This is a genomic window from Caballeronia sp. LP006 (assembly GCF_031450995.1).
GTDB lineage: Bacteria > Pseudomonadota > Gammaproteobacteria > Burkholderiales > Burkholderiaceae > Caballeronia.
Map to the genome: position 1 here is coordinate 1,354,501 of NZ_JARTVW010000004.1, position 22,444 is coordinate 1,376,944.

Genomic DNA, 22,444 nt, shown 5'->3' on the forward strand with positions numbered 1-22,444 from the left:
TTTTTTAATGCCGTTCCGGAGACGACGATATGGGCAGATTCGAACCGATTCGCGACGCCAGTCAGGCGGACGCCGATGCATTCCGTGGGGCTCACATGGATATCGTCTATATCGAGGGACTCACGGGCCAGACGGTGATCGGCATCGACAAGAGCGAGCTGCACGACCCGCAGCCGGTGCGCATGAATCTCGCGATCGGCGTGCCCTCGCTGCGCGCGTGCGTCACGGATCGTATCGAAGATACCGTCAATTATGCTGCGGTGCGGGAGGCGATTCTCGGGCTCCTGGCAGCGCACCATGTGCAGTTGCTCGAAGCGCTCGCCGAACAGATCGCGCAGCGCGTGATCGCGGAGTTCGGCGCGCATTGGGTGAGGGTATCGCTCGAAAAGCCGGCCAAGTTCGAGGATGTCGAAGCGGTGGGCGTCGTCATCGAAAGGCGGCGGAGCGCGGCGACGGCATCGCCGCGTGGCGGCGTGAGTCTCGCGTGGATCGGACGCGGCTATATGCCGGAATGAGCGTCGAGTCTTGCCGGTGCGTCACTGGCGACACCGGAGCATCTGCATGAAACGGCTGAACCGGCTTATCGAGCCGCCGCCTTCTGCACGATTCCGCAAGCCTTGAATGCGTCCTTCTGAAGCTCGCGGTACTTCTTCGTCTGTGCCTTGGCGCGATCCACGCGAAACTCGCCGCCGCCTTCGCCACCGAGCGAGGCGTACTTGGAGAACGTCATCTGCTCGACGAAATCGTCGTAGGTGAGGCTCTGGGAGATCTTGTCGATGGCGCAGGAGCACTTGTAGACGTTGGCGAAGTCGTGGCCGTTGTCGTCCATGCAGCCGAGCACGTATTCGACGCGTCCCTCGGTCGGATAATCATGTCGCGAAGCGGAAGCGCCGTCCTTGGCCGCAGCCGTCGCGCCGAACGAAAGCGGCGAAGCGAGCGAGAGGCAAGTGAGCACCGTCAACGCGCAGCAACGTGGGGTCATGCGATAAGCCTCGTATTCATCCGTGATTCATGTTTGATTCGAAAGCAGCCGGCGCGGATGTAAGCCCCGCGCCGGCCACGACAGACGATCAGTTCGCTGCGAACGGATGCGCCGCCGATCCCTTCTTCGAAACGACTTCCGAAGCCTTGGGCTCGCCCGCCACCGCACGCTGGAGAGCTTCCTTGGTTGCCTTGTAGTTGTACTCCTGAATCTTCTTGTCGTCATCCGCTTCCCAGTGGATGAAAACCCCGACGCAGATGAAAAGGTCGTCGGCTTCGTCGGCGGGAATGGTGCCGTCCTCCACGCTGTCGGCGACCGCGAGCGCCACCGCATGCTGCGCCGGGCCGAACATCTGCACGGCTTGCTTCGCGCCCTTGATCGTGACCTTGTTGAAGAGAATGGTGTTCGGCTTGGTCAGCAGATTCGGTGCGACCACGGCGAGTAGCGATGTGAAGCCGTCCTTGTTGTTGGTCAGCGCGTTGCAGAACGCGGTCTCGGCAGCGGAACCTCGCGGTCCGATGATCAAGTCGATGTGAGCGACTTCGTTGCCATCGCCGACGAGCGACTCTCCTACCAGAACGCGGTTGATCTTGGCCATGCTCTTCCTCCAATGGATTTGTTTCTAGGGACGTCTGACTCGCTCCCGAAGCACGATCCTCAAACCCGTCTCAAGGCGTTCGCACCGCGCAAAGCGGACTGCATAAACGCGAAGTTCCTAACATGTTCCGTGCCAATTTTTGTCCGCACCCGGCGCGCTTCGTGCAAATCATTCGGCAAACGCGCCCATCGCGAGCGCCACGAACAAGGTTGCAACCGCGAGGTCCGCGCTCGTGCCGGGGTTGATGCCGCGCGCCTTCAGTTCGGCGTCCCACGAGTCGAATTCGGGGCAGTCGTGAAAACTTCCTTCGGCGCGCCATCGGTCGTGATGTAAAGCTGCATCGCGCGTGACACTTTGCGCCATCGCCGCGCCGAGCTTGCGCACTATGTGCGAATCGGGCCATGAACGCAGGAAGATGAGGAATGCGTCGAGCATGGCTTCCTGTGCCGTCGATGCATCGATCAGTCGGACGGTATCGAAGATATCGGCGAAGCCATTGGCGTATTGCCGCGCGATGCTGTCGCGGTCGGCGGCAAGCGTCATCGCCGCGAGCAGGTCGATAGTTGGCGCGGCGTGGACGGTTTGTTCCGGCGCGTCGCCGAGGCCGCCCGGATTGGCCAGCGCAATCGCGCGGTAAGCGAGGCGCGCGTCTTCCATGTCGAGCGCATGCAGCGCGCTTTGCGTTGCAGTGCGCCAAGCGGCGATATCGCGTGGAGCGGCTTCTTCGAAAGCCACGCACAGCGGCGCGCACAAGAGCACGATGCCGAGGTTCGTATTGCAGCCTGCAACGTCGAAACTGCGGCGCACCGCTTCGAGAATGCGCGTGCCGACGCTTGCATTCGGCTCGAACAAGCCGATTGCAGCCGCTTGAGCGCTTTCGACGAACTGGCTCGCGATCATTCCGTGTCCGGCGCTCGCCGTGCTCACGTTGCCCGGTTTGCGCGTTTCCACATCGAGCCGGCATGCGCGCAGAAAAGCCGCTTTGATGTGATGAAGCTCAGGCATCGCCGCTCGCCCGCGCGAGGTTTCCTTTCGATGCCGCGAGCTTGCGGTCGAGCAGATCGTCGACGAGCAGCGCGGCGATATCGAGCGATGTCACCGATTGCAGCCCGCGCCACGCCGCCACGCCGTTCACTTCGAGCACGAGCGGCCGGCCGCCTTCCGGCGCGATGAGATCGACGCCCGCGTAATCGAGGCCGAGCGCAGCGGTTGCGCGCACCGCCGTTTCCGCGAGCGCGGGCGTGAGTTCGGCGGGCTCGCAGCGTGCACCGCGCGCGAAGTTATGAATCCAGTCCTCGCCGCCCACGCGCTTCATCGCGGCCACGGCCTGTGTGCCGATCACGAGCACGCGCCAGTCGAAACCGGGCTCGCCGGTATCGACATAACGCTGAAGATATGCGACCTGACTAAAAGGCTTGAGCGATGGCAACGGCGCGCACGCCTGCCCGCGCGAGCGCGCGCCGAGCCGCTTCAAGCCCTTGCCTTGCGATCCGAACAACGGCTTGATGACGACCTGCCGCCCCGCAGCCGCCTCGCGCATCAACACGCGTTGCGCATGCGCCGTGGATTCGCCGGCCCATGTGGCCGGGGTCGGCACGCCGTAGCGGTTGAGCAGAAAGCTCGTCATCGACTTATCCACGCTGCGCTCGATCGCGCGGGCGTCGTTATAGACCGGCACGCCGCATTCGCGCAGCGCATGCAGAATGCCGAGCCGCAACGTGACCTGCTCGAAGGTTCCGCCCGCGATGCCGCGCACGAATACCGCATCGGGCAGGGCGTGGCCGAAGCCGGGAATCGCGAGGCCGAAGGGTGGCCAGGTGGTGTCGATACGGCAATCCGCGAGATCGACGCAACGCGCCTCCACGCCGCGCGCGCGGAACGCCTTCTTCAGCCGGCCCGTGTGCCAGCCGGTTTCGTCGGTCATGATGGCGACGCGCGATACCATCGTCATGGCGCGTCCTTCTTGCCGCGCCATTGCGCATCGAGCAGCGCCTGATCGAGCTTGCCGCCGCGATAGGTCGCGCCGCTTTCTAGGCTCGATACCCACGCTTCAGCGGGCGCGAAGAGCGCGCCATCGATCTGATAAAAGTCGTAGTTGAACGACGTGAAGATTTCCGCGAAGGGACGCCCGTAATCGCGCGCATTCGCCGAAGGCAACTCGGCGGCAAGGCGCTTCGCCACGGCATCGCTCCTGACGGTGAGATGTACGCGGCCTCCGTAGAGAATGGCGTCGTTGGTGCGGCCCATCGCCTGAATGGCGTCGGGCGAGGGCGGCGGCAAGGGCGCGGTGCCGCTGCCTTCCACGATCTCGCTCAGGTCCACGCCCAGCACATGCGTCTTATGGAGCGCCACTTCCACCACGCGTGCAACGACTTGCACCGTGCCCGCCACAGACTGCGTCGGCGTGACCGCGATGGTGAGCTTGTCCGCCGCGAGCCCGCAATCCGCGAGTACTTTGTCGATAACGATCTGCGGTGGCAAGCGGTCCACTTCCATGACGAGCGCGCCGCGTTCGTGATGGTCGCGATACGCGAGTTCGTCGAAGAGCGGCTCCTTGCCTGCAAGCGCGCGCGCTGGCCCCGAGCCGAGCGAGAAGAATTTCTTGCCGCCCGTTTGTTCCTTCGTCGCCGAAAGACTCCAGCCCGCGTACTGACTGCCGAGACACGCGAGCACGGGGTTCGAGGTCTGCACTTCGATATAGCTCGGCCAGGAAGGCGCGGCATCGAAAGCGCTGCGCAACTCGACACGCCCGAGCCCGCCCATGCAGATACGCGCGATCAAGAGGCCCGCTTCGGCGCTGCCTGCGGCGTTCACGCCAGCATCGACGATTACGGTGCCAGCCGGCGTGCGCGTGACTTCCACCCGCAAACGCGCGGCGTCGTCGATCATGCGATCCACGAGCCTCGCGCTCGATGCGTTGACGCTGAGTTGATTCGATGAAGTCATGGGCAGTATGAGTCGATGCGTTGCAGAAGCCGCGCGCTTTCATTTGTCAGTGCATTGCGCAAGGCGTCGAGCGTGGGCGCGGCCGCGGTGACCGTGCAGACCGGCATGCCCGCTTCGATGCGCGCGCCGGTGAGCGGCACGTCGTGACACGCGGGGTCTTCGAAACACGCATCGCTGAAGAGGCGCGACACGGTGAACGACGCGGGCGCAAAGACCACGCGCTGGCCCGCTATCGACGCCGGCGTTCGCGACGATGCAAGCGTCGAACGCGGCAACGCGCCGTGCAGGCATGCGTCGAGATGCGCGCCGATCAATCCGCGCGGCCATTCATCGGGCCATGCGGCTTCGTAGAGCGCCATCGTCGAGGAGGGGCGTGTGTTCACTTCGAGGACTTGAAACGTGTCGTCATCGAGCAGAAAGTCGATGCTGTTGAGTCCCGTCAAGCCGGTCTTCCACACGATGTTTTCGATGGCGGCAACGATGCGCTTGGTTGTCCCTGGCGGCAATGCGATCGGCCCGAGCGAACCCGCGTGCACGAAAGGCAGACGCCCTGTTTCGATACTCAACTGTTCCGCGAAGCCAATGATCGCCGCTTCGCGACGCGCCGCGACGAACAGCGCGGACATCGAACGGCCTTGCGCGAGACGCTGAAAATAGGCATCGGCGGGAGCGTTGTCAGCGTGTTCCGCCCATTCGATATGCGTGCCGCCGCAGCCATCCGAACGCTTCATGAGCCAGCCGCGCGCATCGGCGGGCCTGTCGAAGCGCACTCCCGGATGCGCGATCTGCGCGTCGTCGAGCAGCGCGAAGAAGCGGCGCGGGTCGCGCACCGCGGCGGCTTCCACGCCATTGCCGATGAAGCGCGGCATATGCGGCATGCGGCTCAGTTCACTCGCGAGCGGTTCGAGCCCGCTCGTCACGATGAGCCCCAGCATGCGCGGCAGACGCGCGGCGCATTCGAGCGCATCGAAAAGACGGGTGCGGTCTATCGACAAGCCATCCCCTCCGATATCGAACCACATGCCCGAGTTTTCGCGCGTGTCACGGTCGCCGAAGATATCGAGCGCCACGACGTTGAGCCCGGCACGCGCGGCGGATTGCGCGAGCAGCCGGGCTGAAAGCCCCGCCACGGCGACGCGTGGCGCACGCGCTGCAATGGAATGGATCATGAGCCGAGCCCCGCGACGACCGCGCGCGCTTCGTCGAATGCTTCGGGATAGCCGAGATACACAGGCTTGCCGCCGGTACGCATGCGCAAGAAGAGCCGATGCTCCGCCTGATACTTCACATTGCCAATGGCGAGCGCGCCGATGCCGATGGCGTCCGCGCGTGCCGCGCCCGCGAGCGGCTTGCCGTTGTCCATCACGTTGACGCCCGCGATGCCTTCGGGCGGCACCGCGTTGACGTCCGCCGCGATCAGCAGGTTCTTGGCATGCGCGAGATCGGCGGCGCTCATCACCTGCACGCCTGCAACTGCGGTGGCGAAGACGACTTCCGCACGCGCCAGTTCGCGATGCAATTGCTCGGGCGTGCCGGTCGCAACGCCGGACGTGGCAATGTCGAAGCGCCGGTTGATTTCGTCGCTCACCTGGGTCGCGCGTGACTGGCTCGAATGGCTCGCGACGACGACATCCGCACCGAGCGATGCGGCCATCGCGGCCGCGACGCGTCCCACCGCGCCCGTGCCGCCGAGTATCAAGACGCGCTTGCCGCCGAGATCGACGCCATGCACGGCCTTCAGATGTTTTTCCGCGAGCGCGACGAGCGCGGCGGCCGTGGTGTAGGCGCCCGATGGGTCGGTAAAGACAGAGACCTCGAAGGGCGGGACCATCGCCTGACGCGCCTTTTCGAGCATGTCGGCGGCGAGCATGACATCGCGTCCGCCTATGAAGATGCCCGTGCGCGATACGCCCTTCGGTCCGCGTGAAAAGATCGCATCCTGCGTGAGTTGCACGACGATATCTTCATCGACATTGCAGTAAGGCACGACGATCTGATAGCCGGCATCGGCCGCCATGTTGACATCGAACGGACTCATCTGCGGCGTGCTCGTGAACATGTGGAGCACATAAGGTCTTTCGAAAGCTTCGGACATGTCGATGGACTCGTGGTCGATTTGGAATTGATGAACGCAGGTTCAGGCAGCATCCGCGCCTTGCTCGCGGCGGTTGGCGGCACGCCATGTCGCGCCGCGATTGCGGCCGGTAGCGATGGAAAAGGTGAGGGGTGCGCGAAGCGTCACGCGTTGCGCGGTCGCGAGTGCGCGTTCGGCGTCCTGCGCGCTTGCGACGAACGCGAAGCCGACCGGTCCCCAAGACGTCTGCCCGATGCCGGCCTTCTGCTCGGCGGCGACGGCTTCGAGCGCGCGCGCCACGGCGGGGCTTGCGAACACGCCGCCTTGCACGGGCGCGAAGTATTCGCCGATGGTCTGCTGCAAGTCGCTGATGGCGTCGGCGAAGGTGTCGAAGTCGCTTTCGGCGGCGGCGGGCAGGATGCGCATCAGCGCGAGATGACTGAGATGCGCGGCGAGTGTTTCAGGGAAGGGATCGAGTGCGGCAAGTCCGCGCCTTTCTTCGTCACCGTGCAGACCTTCGCGCGAGGTGTCGTCGATAAGAAGCACGCGCCAGTCATCGGGGAAGGCCTGGCGCGAGATCAGCGGCGGCAACGTATTCGCGGATGCGTGGCGCATGTCGCGGCCGCCGTCGAGAATGAGGCCGCCGTGATCGAAGCCATGAATGCCGATGCCGGAGCGCGCGCCCCGTTTGAGTATGCGCGCGATGTCCGTGGTGTTTGTTCCGTTGTGACCGGTTGCTCGTGCGAAGGCGGTGCCGAGCGTCAGGGCGAGCTGCGTGCCAGAGCCGAGGCCCGTATGCGCGCGCGGTGCTTCGTGTACGTCAATATCGACGGCACGCGGTTCATTGAGCGCCGCCTGCAATTGCTGAAGATAATGAGCGATACGCTCTTTCTGCGCTTCCGTGACATGGCCTTCTATCTGCGCCGTCTGCTGCCGCGTGCCATGAGCGATGCGCGCGGTGAGACGCGTGCCGTGTCCTTCTATCGCGAGCCCGAGGCTGCCGAAGGCGCGGCCTGAGGAGCCGTTCGGATCGAGGAAGCCGAGATGCAGGCGCGCGGGTGCTTCGACCGTGATCGCCGGTGAAGGCGATAAGCGTCGGGGTGAGGTTGGCATCGCGGCTCGTGTTCCTTCAGGGGGTTTTGGGCTTCCCTGTTAGGCAAAAGTTATACCAAGACTGCACGCGCCGCGTGGCCGGGCTAGTCGTACTTGATATAGCGGAAGCGTTGATCGTCGGATGGCGTGCCGTCGAGCGGACCGTCTTCCTTGCCTGGCTGCCACTGCACCACGTCTTCGATGCGCGTGGCGAGCGCGAAGTCCTTGTCGGTAATGCCCTTGGCCGAATGCGTCTTGAGCTTGACCACGACGAACGCATAAGAGACGGTCAGGTCGGGATGATGCCAGGCCGCTTCGGCAAGATGCCCGACCGTATTGACGACCATGAGCGTGCCCTTCCAGCTCTCGGTCTTGAACTTGCGCCTGAGCCATCCGTCCTCGAGATACCAATGCGCGAGCGGACCCGTAAGCCGTTCCCGCACCTCTTCATCCGAGTAGACCTTCTCTGCTTGAGCCATGACGTTGCCTCCTTATGGAAAACACCGAGTATGCGCCGCGTGCGTTGATCGTGAAGCGGCGCTGCGCAATGCTGCGACGCGTCATGTGACACCTGAGCAAGCGTTGCTGTTCCATCACATGAAGCCTTTCGCGTATTTGACACAGTATGTGTCGCACGCCGCCATTCGCACGCCACAAAACAAGCGTTCGCAAACCGGCATGGAATATGCAAATGCCCGGTCACGCAAGATCCCGGAATGTACCGGGGCACAAGCGAATCTCGTTACCTGCATTCAGAAGGCGCGCACGATGCAAACGGTAGCGTGGTCATTCCCGGGTCGGAGGCATCATCATTCTGGAGGAGACATGAACTTACGCACCCTGGTTCTTGGACTGGCGGTGGTCGCAACGGCAGGCCTCAATTCGTACGTGGCGCAGGCTGATTCGCAACTCGACACCGCAATCAAGAATCCTTCGAACTGGGCGGCGCAAGCGGGCGATTATTCCAATCACCGCTATAGCACGCTCAAGCAAATCAACGAGAACAACGTCGGCAAGCTACAGGTTGCCTGGACCATGTCCACCGGTGTGCTGCGAGGCCATGAAGGCTCGCCGCTCGTCATCGGCGACACGATGTATATCCATTCGCCGTTTCCCAACAAGGTTATCGCCATCAGTCTGAAGGACCAGACGTTCATCTGGCAATACCAGCCGAAGCAGGACAATCAGGTCATCTCGGTGATGTGCTGCGATACGGTCAACCGTGGTCTCGCATATGGCGACGGCAAGATCTTCCTGCAGCAAGCCGACACGAAGCTCGTCGCGCTCGACGCCAAGACCGGCGACGTCGTGTGGACCGCGCAAAACGGCGATGCGAAGAAAGGCGAAACCAACACCAACGCGCCGCACGTCTTCGGCGACAAGGTGTTGACGGGCATCTCCGGCGGCGAGTTCGGTGTTCGCGGCCGGCTCATTGCCTACAACATCAAGGACGGCAAGGAAGTCTGGAAGGCCTACAGCACCGGGCCCGACAATGAAATGCTGATGGACCCGCAGCAAACGATGACCTGGACCGACGGCAAGATGGCGCCCATCGGTGCGGACTCGTCGCTCAAGAGCTGGCAGGGCGATCAGTGGAAGTATGGCGGCGGGACCACATGGGGCTGGTATGCATGGGACCCGAAGCTCAACCTTGTCTACTACGGTACAGGCAACCCCGGCACGTGGAACCCGACGCAACGACCCGGCGACAACAAATGGTCGATGTCGATCTTCGCGCGCGACCTGAATACCGGCAAGGCGAAGTGGGTCTATCAGATGACGCCTCACGACGAGTGGGACTATGACGGCGTCAACGAAATGATCCTGTCGGACCTGAACATCAACGGCAAGAAGACCCCGGCGATCGTTCACTTCGACCGTAACGGTTTCGGCTATACGCTCAATCGCGAAAGCGGCGAACTGCTCGTGGCGCAGAAGTACGACCCGGCGGTGAACTGGGCCAATAGCGTCGATCTGAAGAGCGGCCTGCCGATTCGTAACGCCAGCTACTCCACGCAGGCAGCCGGTCCCGATCACAACGTCAAGGGCATCTGCCCGGCGGCGTTGGGCTCGAAAGACCAGCAACCCGCTGCATTCGATCCGAATTCGAGCCTGTTCCTCGTGCCGACGAACCACGTCTGCATGGACTACGAGCCGTTCCAGGTCGACTACGTGTCGGGTCAGCCGTTCGTCGGCGCCACGCTCTCGATGTTCCCCGGTCCGAACGAGAACGGCGCGATGGGTAACTTCATCGCGTGGGATGCGTCGAAGGGCAAGATCGCATGGTCCAAGACGGAGAAGTTCTCGGTGTGGTCCGGCGCGCTCGCAACCGCAGGCGGCGTGGCGTTCTACGGCACGCTCGAAGGCTACATCAAGGCCGTGCGTATCAAGGACGGCAAGGAACTGTGGAAGTTCAAGACGCCGTCCGGGATCATCGGCAACGTGTTCACCTATCAGTACCAAGGCAAGCAGTTCATCGGCGTGTATTCGGGCATCGGCGGCTGGGCCGGCATCGGCATGGCAGCGGGACTCGAAAAGTCGGCGGAAGGCCTGGGCGCGGTGGGCGGCTATCGTGAGCTTGCAAAGTACACGGCACTCGGCGGCACGCTCTTCGTGTTTGCCATTCCGGGCAGCGCGGGCTGATTACGTATCAGCCGTTTCGCTAGCCTGCAACTAGTTCGATTCGAAGCGTAATGACGCGCGGCGGTCAGGGAGTCCGCCGCGCGTGAACACCCCATATACGAGATATTCAAGGAGACAAGCGAATGAAAGGCCGATCACTCTTGCTGCTGTCGATTGCGCTCGCGGCGTCCAGCGCTTCGTTTGCCCAGACGAGTCCGGGACAAATGAAGCCCGTGGCGTACAAGGTCGTCGATGGCAACAAGGTCGATGCCGATACGCTGCAAGGATGGCGTACCTGGCGCGCGCTCGCGTGCGAACGTTGTCACGGGGCGAAGCAGGAGGGTCTCGTCGGCCCGTCGCTCGTCGATGCTTTCAAGACGTTGGACAAGAACGAGTTTCATCGCACCGTGTTTGGCGGACGCGTGGATAAGGGTATGCCCGATTTCAGCGCGAGCCAGATGATGCAGAAAAACTGGGAGAATCTCTTTGCGTATCTGAAGGGACGCTCAGACGGCAAGATCAATCCGGGCGATTTACAAGCGCTCGATGCGAAGTGATTGCGTTCGTTGCTTGTCCGATGTTGCATGAAGTTGCATTTGAACCCGGAGGTATCGATGTCAGATCGTAATGGAAGCCGCGCCGCTTCGTTCCGATTCCCGGCCGTATCGAACACGGTATGCGCGGCGTTGCTCGCGTTCACGGCGCAAACGGTCTTCGCGCAGGGCGCGGGTACACCGCCGCCGAACTTGCCTAACAACGACGGCGCGGACGGCGTGCTGCGCGTGTGCGCGGATCCGAACAACATGCCTTTGTCGAATCAGAAGGGCGAAGGCTTCGAGAACAAGATCGCAAGCCAGATGGCAAGCGACTTCGGCTACAAGCTCGAATACACGTTTTATCCTCAACGCATGGGATTCGTGCGCAATACGCTGCGCGACAAGGCACCGAGCACGGATCAGTTCAAGTGCGATCTGATTATCGGCGTGCCCAAAGGTTATGAACTCACCGCGACCACGCGCCCTTATCTGCACTCGACCTATGCCATGGTGTTCCCGAACCGGCCGGAGTACGCGAGCATCAAGTCGCCGGCCGATCTCATGAATCTGCCGCCGGATCAGTTGAAGAAGATGAAGCTCGGCATCTTCGTGAAGAGTCCCGCGACTGACTGGCTGTTGCAACACAATCTGATCGAACAGGCGGTGTCGTATCAGGGGCAAAGCGGCGATCCCGATGCCTTCCCCGGCGAGATGATCGAGCATGATCTGTCGCAAGGCAATGTCGATGCCGCCTTCGTCTGGGGCCCGATTGCAGGCTATTTCGTGAAGCTCTCGGATAACAAGGCGCGCCTCGTGCCGTTCGCACCGCAACCCGGCATTCGCTTCGATTATGAAATTTCGATGGGCGTGCGTTACGGCGAAAAAGCATGGCGCGACAAGGTGGATAACTGGATTGCGTCGAACCAGCCGAAGATCGATCAGATACTGACGAGCTATCAGGTTCCGTTGCTGCCGCTGCAGCCGCTGCAGCCGGCCTCCACGCAATGAGGTTCGCCATTCGAGGTATTGCCCTGGCCTGCGCGCTTGGCGGCTTCATCTCTCTGATGCCGCCGGCCTCGTTCGCGGCGGATACACCGCCTGCTTCCGCGCCTGCCACCGAGATTGCGCCAGCCGAACGCTTGCTGTTCATGGAGCCGCATCTGGATGGCGTGGATCAGCAAACCGAGCTCGACTATGCGGTGGATTTTTCCGGGCCGCCAACGAAGGTCAAGGACACGGTCCGCGTGCTCGTGGTAAGCAAGGGCAACACGAAGAACGATGCGCGCGTGTCCGATCGCACGGGCAATGTGGACGTGCCAGGGGGGCTGCCGTGCAATCCGGTGATCATCTATTTCCTGGAGCATGACATCACGGAGATGCAGGAGTTGACGGGCGGGCAGCGTCGCTACTTTCAGCAGCGCGTGAGACTGGCGCTTGCGGCAAACCCGGCAATTACGCCTGTTTCCGGCGAGGCGCTCGGGCTGGCCAGGAATGTGAAAGCGAAGCAGATCGTCATTCAGCCCTTCCTCAACGATCCCAATGCGGAACGTCTGCAGCAATACACGAACAAGCGCTACACCTTCGTCGTTGCCGATGATGTTCCCGGACACGTCGTCTTGATTCGCACCGAAGTGCCGGGCGCGGGGAACGACTTCGCGCATCCGCTGCAGAAGGAAACGGTCGCTTATTCGGGCGCGCTCAAGAACATGGCCACGCCGGGAGGAAAGGTCGGCAACGCGCCACGGGCCAGTCGTTGAGGTGGATTGCACGAGCGCCGAGGCAAGCCGCTAAATGGTTCAGGAACGCCTCACGGATACGCCGCTGTGAACTTCATCCGCTCTCTCACCTTGCGCCAGTTGCAGATCTTCGTGATAGCGACGCGCTGTCCGAGCTTCGCACGTGCAGCGGAGGAACTGCATCTGACGCAGCCCGCGGTATCCATGCAGATCAGGCAACTGGAAGAGGCGGTCGGCTTGCCGCTTTTCGAACGCGTGGCGCGGCGTCTCTCGCTGACGGAAGCGGGCGAACGCCTCTCGCATCATGCAAGCAGAATTCTCGGTGAGATCAAGGACGCCGAAGACGCGATGATGTCACTCACGCAAGCCGACAGCGGATCGATTGCGGTGAGTATCGTGAGTTCCGCGACTTACTTCGCGCCCAAGTTGCTCGCACTGTATTCGCAGCAGTTTCCCAAGGTCGATGTGCGTTTTTCAGTCGGTAATCGCGAGACCTTGTTGAGGCTCCTGCAGGACAACGCGACCGACCTTGCCATCATGGGCCGCCCGCCGCCCGAACTCGGCACGACTGCAGAGCCGCTTGCTTACCATCCGCATGTGATCATCGCGCCGCTTTCGCATCCGCTGAGAACTGCGCGACGCTTCGATCTGCAGGAGCTTGCCAACGATACTTTCCTCCTGCGCGAACCTGGTTCCGGCACACGTGCCGTCGCCGAGCATGTGTTTAGGCAGAACCTCTTCACGCCATCGCGCAGCGTCACGCTCGGCAGCAACGAGACCATCAAGCAGGCCGTGATGGCGGGCATGGGTGTGAGCCTCATTTCGTTGCATACCTTGGGGCTCGAATTGCGCACGGGTGAGATCGCCGTGCTCGACGTGAACGGCACGCCCGTCGAACGTACGTGGCAACTCGTGCATTCGCGTTCGAAGCAACTCTCGCCGACGTGCCTTGCGTTTCGGCGCTTTCTTCTCGAACACGCCGAGCCTTTCCTCGAGCGCGAGTACGAACAGTTCGGCCTGCGCCGAACAAAACGTCTCGCCGATGCGGACAAGGTCCGATGAGCGCTGCTTTACGCTTCGCCGCGTTCCTGGTGCTGTGCGCGGCATCGGCACATGCGTTTGCAGAGGCCTCGTTTACGGTGAAGGAACTCGCGCCGGGGAACTACGTGCATCGCGGACACGACGAGCTTGCCACGCCTGCGAACGGCGGCGATATTGCGAACGTCGGCTTCATCGTCGGCGAGCGTTGTGTGGCTGTGGTCGATACCGGCGGCACGCTCGCGGAAGGGCGCGCATTGCGCGCGGCGGTGCGCAGGGTGACGCCCTTGCCCGTCTGCTACGTGATCAATACTCACATGCACCCGGATCATATCTTCGGGAATGCGGCCTTCAAGGACGACCATCCGCAATACGTGGGCAGCGCCAAGCTTGCGCAGGCGGAGGCATCGCGCGCGGAGAACTACCTGCGTGCGCTGAAACGCGAACTGGGCGATGAAGCGAGCGGCAGCGAAATCATTGCACCGACGATGACGATAGACGGCACGTCCACGCTCGATCTCGGCGGGCGCACGCTCACGCTGCAAACTTGGAAAACAGCGCACACCAACAACGACATGACGGTATACGATGAGAAGAGCGGCACGCTGTGGCTAGGCGACCTGCTTTTCGTGCATTGCGTTCCCGTGGTGGATGGCAGCGTGACCGGTTGGCTCGACGATATCGCCCGCATTAAGCAGATGAATCCGCGGCATGTCGTACCCGGTCATGGCGACCTGGACGCGCCGTATCCGCGCTCGCTCGACGACGAGCAACAGTACCTCGCGAATTTGGCGCGCGATGTGCGTGCGGCCATCAAGCGCGGCGAAACGATTCAGCAGGCCGTGGATACCATCGGTCTCGGCGAGCGCGACAAGTGGCAGCTCTACGATGCCTATCACGCGCGCAACGTCACCGCTGTCTATGCTGAACTGGAGTGGGAGCAGTAGCGGCGCACGCCGCGTTGCAGCAAAGGAGGACACCATGAAGACGATCAGGCTTGGCGCACGCGCAGGCTCAGGGTTTGTCGCGGCGCTCGCATTGCTTGCGCCTTACGCTTCGCATGCGGCGCAACCCGACGACGATCCAGACAAGGTGGCGCGCTGGCTCGACTTCAAGGAAGGCGCGTTCAAAGGGCGGCCGATCGACACGAAAGGCGATGCCGTCATCAAATTCGATGCACCCAAACGCGCCGCCGATGCCGCCGTCGTACCCATTGCGATCAGCGCGCAGTTTCCGCAGACGAGCACGCATTACATCAAGAAGATTTATCTCTTCATCGACGAAAATCCCGAGCCCTACGCCGGTTCTTTCGAGTTCACGCCAGACTCCGGACTTGCCAGCATCGAGACACGGGTGCGGGTAGAGGATTACACGTTCATGCGTGCCATCGCCGAAACGAACGACGGACATCTGTATAGCGCGGTGCGTTTCATCAAGGCATCGGGTGGTTGCTCCGCGCCTGCGGGCAAGGACGAAGACGCGGCCGAACGCGCGGCGGGTCAGGTACGTTTGCAGGCGGAAGGCGCCCCTATTGCGGGCAAGCCCGAACTCGCGCAATTGATGGTGCGCCACCCTAATCGCACCGGCATGGCGATGGATCAGGTCACGCGCAACTATGCGACCGCGTACTTCGTGCGCAAGGTTGCGGTGACTTATGGCGGCAAGCCCGTGATGACCGCCAATGTGAATTTCTCGATCAGCGAGAACCCCAACTTCCGCTTCTATTTTCTGCCGAGGGAAAACGGAGAATTGAAGGTCGCTATTGAAGACACGAAGAACAAGCGGTTCGACGGCGAGGTTGCGATCACGACGCAATCGGGCACGCAAACCTCGGCCATGAAATGATGGGGCGCGGCTTGCGTGCGCTCACCGGTGCGTTGTTCCTCGCATTTTGCGCCGTCGTTCATGCGGCGATGAGCGGCATGCCCGCGCCCGTCGCAGTGGCGCCGGGAGTGTATGCGTTTATCGGTGACGGCGATGCTGTCGCGCCCGCGAATCACGGCATGGTCGCGAACAACGGCTTTATCGTGGGGCCGAGCGGCGTGACGGTAATCGATACGGGAGCTTCATACCGCTACGGACGCGCGATGATCGAAGCCATTCGCAAAGTCACGCCGCTACCCGTCACGCTCGTGATCATCACGCATCAAGGACCGGAGTTCGTTTTTGGCGCGGCGGCGTTCCGCGATCAGGGCGTGCCGATTCTCGCGCATTACCGCACGGCTCAGTTGATCCGGGAACGTTGCCCAATCTGTCTCGCGAACCTGCGAAAGACCCTCGGTGAAGACGAGATGGCAGGCTCGCGCGTCACGGTTCCCGACCGAACGGTGGAAGGCACCACGGAAGTCGTGAATGGCGATCGCAAGCTGCAATTGCTGCACTTCGGACCGGCAAGCACGCCAGGCGATCTGGCCGTGCTCGATACGCAAAGCGGCGTGTTGTTCGCGGGTAGTCTGATCTCGAACGGGCGCATCCCCGAACTGCGCAACGAGGATATTCATGGCTGGCTCGCGGCGCTGGAGAATCTGCGCGGACTCGAATCGAAGACTATCGTTCCGGCGTTCGGGCCGCCGTTGAGCAACGACGACATCATGCAGACAGGGCTTTATCTGCGCGAACTCGACAGCGCGGTCAGACGCGAATATCGGAGCGGCATGGGACTGACCGAGGCCATGCGTACCGTCGACTTGCCCGCCTTTCGCGGCTACAAGCTCTATGGCATAGCGCAGCCGCAGAACGTGCAACGTATCTATCTACAGTTGGAGAAGCAGTAACGCATTGTTGTTCATGACAAACACTCAGGAGACAAGACGATGGCCCAGCTCGTTGCGCTTTACAAGAATCCGTCCGATACGAAGGCATTCGACGACTACTACGCCTCCACGCACGCGCCGCTGGCGAAGACGTTGCCGGGGCTAAAGAGTTACCAGATCAGCACGGGGCCGGTTGCTACCGCGCAAGGCGAGTCGCCGTATTACCTCGTCGCGCTGCTCGAATTCGAATCGCTCGAAGCGATCGAGTCCGCGCTCGGGTCGCCTGAAGGCCAGAAGACCGCCGGCGACTTGGCGAATTTCGCGCAGGCGGGCGTCGAGCTGCTGATGTTCGACACGAAAGACGCCTGACAGCACGGTTGTTTTTCCGCATACGAAAGAGCCGGCGCTTCGCCGGCTTTTTCGTTGGACGACGGTTCAAGCAGGTTTTGTATTCATCGATATATAATTCGTTCTGTGGCGTCCGATATAAAACGTGACGCAACCATGGAATGGAGCCTGCATCATGGCGCGACCGCGCAATTTCGACGAAGACGATGTGCTGAACACCATAGCCGAAGCGTTCTGGACGCACGGCTATGAGGGTACGTCCACACGTGACCTCGTGCAACTGACGGGTCTCACGCAACCGAGCCTTTACAACGCGTTCGGCGACAAGCGCGCGCTCTTTTTGCGCGCGCTCGATCACTATCTCGAACATACGTTGCGCGAGCGTATCGAGCGTCTCGAAGCCACTTGCACGCCTGCGCACGCCGTTGCGGGCTTCTTTCGCGAGATCGTCGAGCGCTCGGTATCGGATGAACACCGGCGCGGCTGCATGCTGGTCAATGCCGCGCTCGCGGCGCCGCTCGAGGACGAGGCGTTTCACGAACTCATCGCGAAGGAAGTCGAGTTGTTACGCGGCTTCTTCGAGCGCTGTCTTTCCGCCGCGTTCAAAAGCGGCGAGATCGAACGCATGATGTCCGCAACCGATGCCGCCACGAGTCTGCTCGCCGTGCTTCTCGGCGTGCGCGTGCTGGCGCGTATCGATCCTCAGCCGAAGCTGCTCGTGGCGGCTGTCGCTCCCACGCTCATGCTGCTGAAACTTCCGCCAATGCGTGCGAAGTTCACCACGCGTTAGAACACACGTCACGCCATTCGCTCCGGGAGTCAACATCATGCAGGATCAAGCGTCGGCCTTACGCGCCGGTCAATCGGATTCACTCGACATGCGTTCCATCTACGCCATGCTCGCGGGCTTCTGCGCGAGTCTCGTCGCAATAGGTCTCGCGCGCTTCGCTTATACGCCGCTCATTCCACCGCTTATCGAAGCGCATTGGTTCACGTCGTCGCAAGCGGTGACGTTGGGCGCAGCCAATTTCGCGGGCTATCTCGCGGGCGCGTTGTTCGGCAGGTCCATGGCATCGACGCTCGGCAACCGGCTCGCGTTGCGCCTCTTGATGGCCATTGCCACGGCCGCGTTTTTCGCATGCGCGTTTCCGTTGTCGATTGCCTGGTTCTTCGGCTGGCGCTTTCTTTCGGGACTTTCGGGCGGCGCAATCATGGTGCTCGTCGCAACCACGATCCTTCCGCATATCGCGCCCGCACGGCGCGGCTTTGCAAGCGGCATGATCTTCTTCGGGCTGGGCTTCGGCATCGCGGCATCGGGCACGCTCATTCCGCGGCTGCTGCATTACGGCTTGCAGGCGACGTGGATCGGACTCGGCGTGTTCTCGCTTGTGTTGACGGTTGTCGCTTGGTTCGGCTGGCCATCGACGAATCCTCCCGTGCCTGCCGTGACCAGGGAGGCGCATGGCGCGCGTCATGACGGCACGCGTCTGCGCCTGCTTTACGCGCAATACGCGGCGAACGCACTGGGTCTCGTGCCCGCGATGATTCTGCTCGTCGACTATATCGCGCGAGGGATCGGACGCGGCGCCGGCGTCGGTGCGAGCTATTGGGTGCTGTATGGCGTGGCGGCTATCTTCGGGCCGCTCATCTGCGGAAATCTGGGCGACCGAATCGGCTTTGGCCGCGCGTACCGCTACGCGTTGATCGTGCAGGCGGCTGCAGCCGCGCTGCTCGCGATGTCGGGCCATGCCTATGTGATCGGCCTTGCGACCGTGATTCTCGGGCTCTTCACGCCCGGTATCGTGCCGCTTGCACTGGGTCGCGTGCATGAATTGCTGCCGCACGATCACGCGGAGCAGCGCGCCTCATGGAGTCGCGCGACTTCGGCGTTCGCGCTCTTTCAGGCGGTCGGCGGCTATGGCTACTCGTTTCTTTTCTCGCATACGCATAACAACTACGCGCTGATCTTCGCATGCGGCGCGCTGGCATTGACTGCCGCATTCGTCGCCGATCTGTTCGTGAATCGTGACTAACGCGATGGACCCGTGTCGTCCGATTCCATGTCGGGGTCGGATATGCGCAAGTCCTGGCGTCTGTGATTGATGACGATGAATACGCTCATCAGAATCAGAAAGCTGGCGACTAGCATGGCCGAGTTGAAGAACACGCGCTCGTAACCGAGTTCCGCCACGTTGATGAACCAGTAGGGATAGAAGTCGGATGCACTGCCGCGCCATAACGTAATGAAGAGATAGCAGAGCGGATAGACGAGCCATAAGGCGCAGCGCCGCAATGACAGATGAAAGCGCGGCACGAAGAGCACCCAGTAAAGCGCAGCGAGCGCGGGCACGACCGTATGCAGCGATTCATTGACGAGCGCACGATAACCCGATGGCGTCCATAGCCATCGCAACAACGCGTTATAGGCAATGCCCACGAACACGATATACACGACCACCGCCGTTACCACCGTCGGTTGACGAAAGAAGCGCGCAATGGGCGCGTTCGCGCGTATGGCCACGCAGGTGAAGCATAACGCCGTCAAGAACACCGTGAGGTTGGTGAGATAACTGGTGGTACGCGCAATGCCGTCGATCACGGTAAAGCCGCGTCCGACCATGCGCGCGATGGTGATATCCGTCTGCGCCGCGAGCGCGAGCCACGCAATCATGGCGATGGCGGCCGCCACGCCGAGCGATGCGGTGCTGGGCGTGTGCAGCGGCAAGTCGTGTTCGGGTGCGCGCGACGGCGTGCTCGAGGATTGTGAAGACGAGTCGGTCATGCACCCATTTTATCGACGCGCGTCGGCCCTTGCAGCGTTGCAAAAAGCACGGCCGCCTGCCATGTTCGTTGAAAACGGCAGGCGGCTCGTTCGTCGCTCGATTTCAATGATCCGCTAGCTTGCCGGAAATCGAACGCACCGCGAATGCGCCGATCACCATGAACACTGCAACCGCATAAAGTCCGATGCTGTTGTTATGCGTCGTGACATTGAGCCACCCGACCATATACGGCGACACGAAACCCGCGAGATTGCCTACGCAATTGATTCCTGCAATGCCCGCCGCCGCCGAGGTTCCCGCAAGAAACGCAGCCGGAATGCCCCAGAACAGCGACAGCGCGGACAAGATTCCAGCGGCCGCCACACTCAACGCAATGACCGCAAGCACGGGTTGCTGTCCCACGTATCCGCTTGCCGCAAAGCCTATTGCACCGATCACGAGCGCAATGGAGAAGTGCATGCGCCGGGAGCGGAACTTGTCGGCGCTGATGCCCGTGAGAATGATCGCGGGAATCGCGACCATATACGGAATCGCCGAGAGCCAGCCGATCACTTCGACGTTCTTGAGCCCCGTGTCCTTGATGATCGACGGCAGCCAGAAGCTGATGCCATAGAGACCGATGATCTGGCAGAAGTACACGCCGGCAAGCTTCCAGATGTTGCGGTCGGAAAGGAACGCGCGGGCGTCGTGGTGCGCGGTCTTGTCGCCTTCCTCGCGCTCGACTGCTTGCGTCACGAGACGCTTCTCGTCGTCGGTGAGCCAGCGTGCCTTGCTTGGCTTGTCGACCATCATGAAGAGCACGGCGAAACCCACGATAAACGCTGGAATTGCTTCGATGAGGAACAGCCATTGCCACGCCGACATCACGGCCGAATGCTTGAACGCGGTCAGTATCCAGCCCGACAACGGACCCCCCACGATGCCGGCAAGCGGAATGGCGATGTAGTACACACCATAGGCGAAGCCGCGTTTTCTCGCCGGGAACCAGTACGTCAGATACAGCATGATGCCCGGTGAGAAACCCGCTTCCGCGATGCCGAGAAAGAAGCGCACGAGATAGAACTGGAACGGCGTCTTGACCACGAGCGTGAGCGCCGAAACGATCGCCCACGTGATCATGATGCGCGCAATCCAGCGCCGCGCGCCCACGCGATGCAGGATGAGATTGCTGGGCACCTCGAAGATGAAGTAGCCGATAAAGAAGATACCGGCACCGAGGCCATACACCGCATCGGAAAAGCCGAGATCGGAAAGCATCTGCAGCTTCGCGAAGCCCACGTTGACGCGGTCCAGATAGTTGCAGAGATAGCAGAGCACGATGAACGGCATGATGCGCCACGTGATCTTGCGGTAGACGTCCGCACTGCCTGCTTGCGTAACGCCGAGAGTTTCGCTGATTTGGCTCATGTCTCGTCCGTCGCCCTTTGCCGGGCGTTTAGAGATAGCGAACGCCCGGACCATGAGATGGACCGGGCGTGCCGCGGATCAAAATGTCTTCATCGATGAACTAGCTCGCGAGCTTTTGCACCGGTAGTTCAAGCTTCATCTCGGCGCGAAAGAATTCTTCCATTTCGCGTCGTACCCGCACGGCTTCCTTGCTTGCGTCGAATGCCACATCGCTCCAGCGCACGGGTTGTCCCGCAGGCACGGCGCGTTGCAGCACCATGTTGTGCGCAAGGCCGATAGGCAACGCACCCAGCAGCAACGAGTCCGCAGCGGGCATCAGTTTGCCGTACACGGTGTGGCCGCCTTCGCCGTCGAGCCGCTCGCCCGCGCGCAGATCGCGCTTCGCGGTGGCGGCGACATCGCCATGAAAGCCAGTTGTCGCGCCGGTTGCTTCGCCACGCACGGCGATGCTCGCGATCGACTGGCCCAGTTCCAGGCCGATCAGGTGATACGGCTTGTACATGGCGGCGAAGCGACCCGTGCTGTCGGTCTTGAGACCGTACTGCGAGAAGCAGTCGCGCACGTAGTCCGTGGGGGCTTCGATGACGACGTAGACGCCCCAGCGCAGATCGCGGAACACGGGGCGCCCATCGCGTTCCAGCGACGACACTACTTCCACGCTACCGCGATGCGGCAGGATCCCGCCTTCCGATGCGGGACGCAGCACGCTTGGCAGATCGTCCACGCCGCACGCGGGGAACGCGAGGCCGTCGGCGGGCGGACGCAGATCGCATCCGTTGGAAACAGCGGCCATCTCGAGCGCGGACTTGGTGCCGTCGAGAAACGAGTTGAACATCTGCGCGTTGAAGTCGCCGGAGCCGACCTGTTCCTCGGTGAAGCCGTAATAGCCCCACACGGTATCGGGCGTCGACTGATGGTAGATCGGCAGATACTTCGTGCCCTTGCCCGCGCAGATCACATCGAAGCCGATGGTGCGTGCCCAGTCCACGAGTTCCGCGATGAGCGCGGGCTGATCGCCCGAAGCCATCGAATAGATGATGCCCGCCTCTCGTGCGCGGCGTGCGAGCAGCGGGCCTGCGAGCACATCGGCTTCCACGTTCACCATGACGATGTGCTTGCGATGCTTGCAGCACAGCAGCGCGTGATGAATGCCCGCGGCGGGACTGCCCGTTGCGTCGATCACGATATCGACATGGTCGCTTGCGATCATGGCATCGGCGTCGTCGGTGATATAGGTCGAGCCGTTGCCGATGGCTTCGTTCCACGATGCCGCCGAATAACGCGCCTCATCCCAGCCCACACGTTTGAGCGCGGCACGCGCGCGCTCGGGCGAGAGATCGGCCACGCCGGTGAGATGAATGCCGGGCGTGCGCGGCGCTTGCGAGAGATACATCGAACCGAATTTGCCCGCACCGATCAGGCCGACCTTGACCGGCTTGCCTTCCTGCGCGCGCGCCTTGAGTTTCGCAATGAGCGACATGCTGTTTGTCTCCATTCAGGCTTTAGTGTCGTGACGATCGAGCCGCATC

24 protein-coding genes are annotated in these 22,444 nt (G+C 62.0%); 12 read left to right on the top strand and 12 right to left on the bottom strand.

The window, feature by feature from the left end:
* Positions 1–29: 29 nt before the first annotated feature.
* Positions 30–515, top strand: a complete 486-nt coding sequence (locus P9250_RS16260) for a dihydroneopterin aldolase (protein WP_310394056.1) — start codon at positions 30–32, stop codon at positions 513–515.
* A gap of 65 nt (positions 516–580) precedes the next feature.
* On the opposite strand, the gene P9250_RS16265 is transcribed toward P9250_RS16260, so the two are convergent.
* The 9 genes from P9250_RS16265 to P9250_RS16305 all read right to left on the bottom strand — a co-directional run bounded on the left by P9250_RS16265 (position 581) and on the right by P9250_RS16305 (position 8,171).
* A complete protein-coding gene (locus tag P9250_RS16265) occupies positions 581–982 on the bottom strand; it encodes a hypothetical protein (protein ID WP_244828808.1) in 402 nt (133 codons plus the stop codon).
* Positions 983–1,070: 88 nt separating this feature from the next.
* The gene (fae, locus tag P9250_RS16270) at positions 1,071–1,580 is read right to left on the bottom strand and encodes a formaldehyde-activating enzyme (RefSeq protein WP_244828807.1); all 510 of its coding nucleotides are present in this window, start codon (positions 1,578–1,580) and stop codon (positions 1,071–1,073) included.
* Between the two features lie 168 nt (positions 1,581–1,748).
* Positions 1,749–2,585 (bottom strand): triphosphoribosyl-dephospho-CoA synthase, encoded by an 837-nt coding sequence (locus P9250_RS16275; RefSeq protein WP_310394058.1) that lies wholly within the window; start codon positions 2,583–2,585, stop codon positions 1,749–1,751.
* Positions 2,578–3,525: a RimK family alpha-L-glutamate ligase gene (locus tag P9250_RS16280; protein ID WP_250527089.1), complete on the bottom strand. Its 948-nt coding sequence runs from the start codon at positions 3,523–3,525 to the stop codon at positions 2,578–2,580. The genes P9250_RS16275 and P9250_RS16280 overlap by 8 nt, the downstream gene beginning before the upstream one ends.
* A gap of 2 nt (positions 3,526–3,527) precedes the next feature.
* Positions 3,528–4,526: a methenyltetrahydromethanopterin cyclohydrolase gene (gene mch, locus P9250_RS16285; protein ID WP_310394061.1), complete on the bottom strand. Its 999-nt coding sequence runs from the start codon at positions 4,524–4,526 to the stop codon at positions 3,528–3,530.
* Positions 4,523–5,695 (bottom strand): ATP-grasp domain-containing protein, encoded by a 1,173-nt coding sequence (locus P9250_RS16290; protein WP_310394063.1) that lies wholly within the window; start codon positions 5,693–5,695, stop codon positions 4,523–4,525. Before P9250_RS16290 ends, mch begins: the two co-directional genes overlap by 4 nt.
* The gene (locus P9250_RS16295) at positions 5,692–6,621 is read right to left on the bottom strand and encodes an NAD(P)-dependent methylenetetrahydromethanopterin dehydrogenase (RefSeq protein ID WP_250493742.1); all 930 of its coding nucleotides are present in this window, start codon (positions 6,619–6,621) and stop codon (positions 5,692–5,694) included. Before P9250_RS16295 ends, P9250_RS16290 begins: the two co-directional genes overlap by 4 nt.
* 42 nt (positions 6,622–6,663) lie before the next feature.
* Complete coding sequence (locus P9250_RS16300) at positions 6,664–7,713, bottom strand: beta-ribofuranosylaminobenzene 5'-phosphate synthase family protein (RefSeq protein ID WP_310394065.1); 1,050 nt, start codon at positions 7,711–7,713, stop codon at positions 6,664–6,666.
* An 83-nt stretch (positions 7,714–7,796) separates the two neighbouring features.
* Entirely contained in the window at positions 7,797–8,171 is a 375-nt protein-coding gene (locus P9250_RS16305) for a 4a-hydroxytetrahydrobiopterin dehydratase (protein WP_244828801.1), read from the bottom strand.
* Between the two features lie 346 nt (positions 8,172–8,517).
* Here P9250_RS16305 and P9250_RS16310 point away from each other — a divergent pair, with 346 nt between their 5' ends.
* The 11 genes from P9250_RS16310 (at position 8,518) to P9250_RS16360 (ending at position 18,758) form a co-directional block, all read left to right on the top strand.
* Complete coding sequence (locus P9250_RS16310) at positions 8,518–10,335, top strand: methanol/ethanol family PQQ-dependent dehydrogenase (protein ID WP_244828800.1); 1,818 nt, start codon at positions 8,518–8,520, stop codon at positions 10,333–10,335.
* Positions 10,336–10,457: 122 nt separating this feature from the next.
* Positions 10,458–10,871, top strand: coding sequence for a c-type cytochrome (locus P9250_RS16315; RefSeq protein WP_244828799.1), 414 nt, complete (start codon positions 10,458–10,460; stop codon positions 10,869–10,871).
* A 57-nt stretch (positions 10,872–10,928) separates the two neighbouring features.
* Positions 10,929–11,858 (top strand): substrate-binding domain-containing protein, encoded by a 930-nt coding sequence (locus P9250_RS16320; RefSeq protein ID WP_250467531.1) that lies wholly within the window; start codon positions 10,929–10,931, stop codon positions 11,856–11,858.
* Entirely contained in the window at positions 11,855–12,607 is a 753-nt protein-coding gene (locus P9250_RS16325) for a hypothetical protein (RefSeq protein WP_409014890.1), read from the top strand. Before P9250_RS16320 ends, P9250_RS16325 begins: the two co-directional genes overlap by 4 nt.
* Positions 12,608–12,673: 66 nt before the next feature.
* On the top strand, positions 12,674–13,648 hold the full coding sequence (locus P9250_RS16330; RefSeq protein WP_250510403.1) for a LysR family transcriptional regulator: 975 nt from the start codon (positions 12,674–12,676) through the stop codon (positions 13,646–13,648).
* Positions 13,645–14,571, top strand: coding sequence for a quinoprotein relay system zinc metallohydrolase 2 (locus P9250_RS16335; protein WP_310394068.1), 927 nt, complete (start codon positions 13,645–13,647; stop codon positions 14,569–14,571). The genes P9250_RS16330 and P9250_RS16335 overlap by 4 nt, the downstream gene beginning before the upstream one ends.
* Before the next feature lie 34 nt (positions 14,572–14,605).
* Positions 14,606–15,469, top strand: a complete 864-nt coding sequence (locus P9250_RS16340) for a quinoprotein dehydrogenase-associated SoxYZ-like carrier (RefSeq protein WP_310394070.1) — start codon at positions 14,606–14,608, stop codon at positions 15,467–15,469.
* 11 nt (positions 15,470–15,480) lie between these two features.
* Positions 15,481–16,398: an MBL fold metallo-hydrolase gene (locus P9250_RS16345; RefSeq protein WP_310394072.1), complete on the top strand. Its 918-nt coding sequence runs from the start codon at positions 15,481–15,483 to the stop codon at positions 16,396–16,398.
* A 39-nt stretch (positions 16,399–16,437) separates the two neighbouring features.
* A complete protein-coding gene (locus P9250_RS16350) occupies positions 16,438–16,746 on the top strand; it encodes an EthD family reductase (protein ID WP_244828793.1) in 309 nt (102 codons plus the stop codon).
* Between the two features lie 154 nt (positions 16,747–16,900).
* Entirely contained in the window at positions 16,901–17,515 is a 615-nt protein-coding gene (locus P9250_RS16355) for a TetR/AcrR family transcriptional regulator (RefSeq protein WP_310394073.1), read from the top strand.
* 37 nt (positions 17,516–17,552) lie between these two features.
* On the top strand, positions 17,553–18,758 hold the full coding sequence (locus P9250_RS16360) for a YbfB/YjiJ family MFS transporter (RefSeq protein WP_310394075.1): 1,206 nt from the start codon (positions 17,553–17,555) through the stop codon (positions 18,756–18,758).
* Here the strand turns inward: P9250_RS16360 and P9250_RS16365 are convergent.
* The 3 genes from P9250_RS16365 to P9250_RS16375 all read right to left on the bottom strand — a co-directional run bounded on the left by P9250_RS16365 (position 18,755) and on the right by P9250_RS16375 (position 22,395).
* Positions 18,755–19,507, bottom strand: a complete 753-nt coding sequence (locus P9250_RS16365; RefSeq protein WP_250467525.1) for a Pr6Pr family membrane protein — start codon at positions 19,505–19,507, stop codon at positions 18,755–18,757. The genes P9250_RS16360 and P9250_RS16365 overlap by 4 nt on opposite strands.
* Positions 19,508–19,610: 103 nt before the next feature.
* Positions 19,611–20,915, bottom strand: coding sequence for an MFS transporter (locus P9250_RS16370; protein ID WP_310394077.1), 1,305 nt, complete (start codon positions 20,913–20,915; stop codon positions 19,611–19,613).
* Positions 20,916–21,015: 100 nt separating this feature from the next.
* The gene (locus P9250_RS16375; RefSeq protein WP_310394079.1) at positions 21,016–22,395 is read right to left on the bottom strand and encodes an SAF domain-containing protein; all 1,380 of its coding nucleotides are present in this window, start codon (positions 22,393–22,395) and stop codon (positions 21,016–21,018) included.
* Between the last annotated feature and the right edge of the window lie 49 nt (positions 22,396–22,444).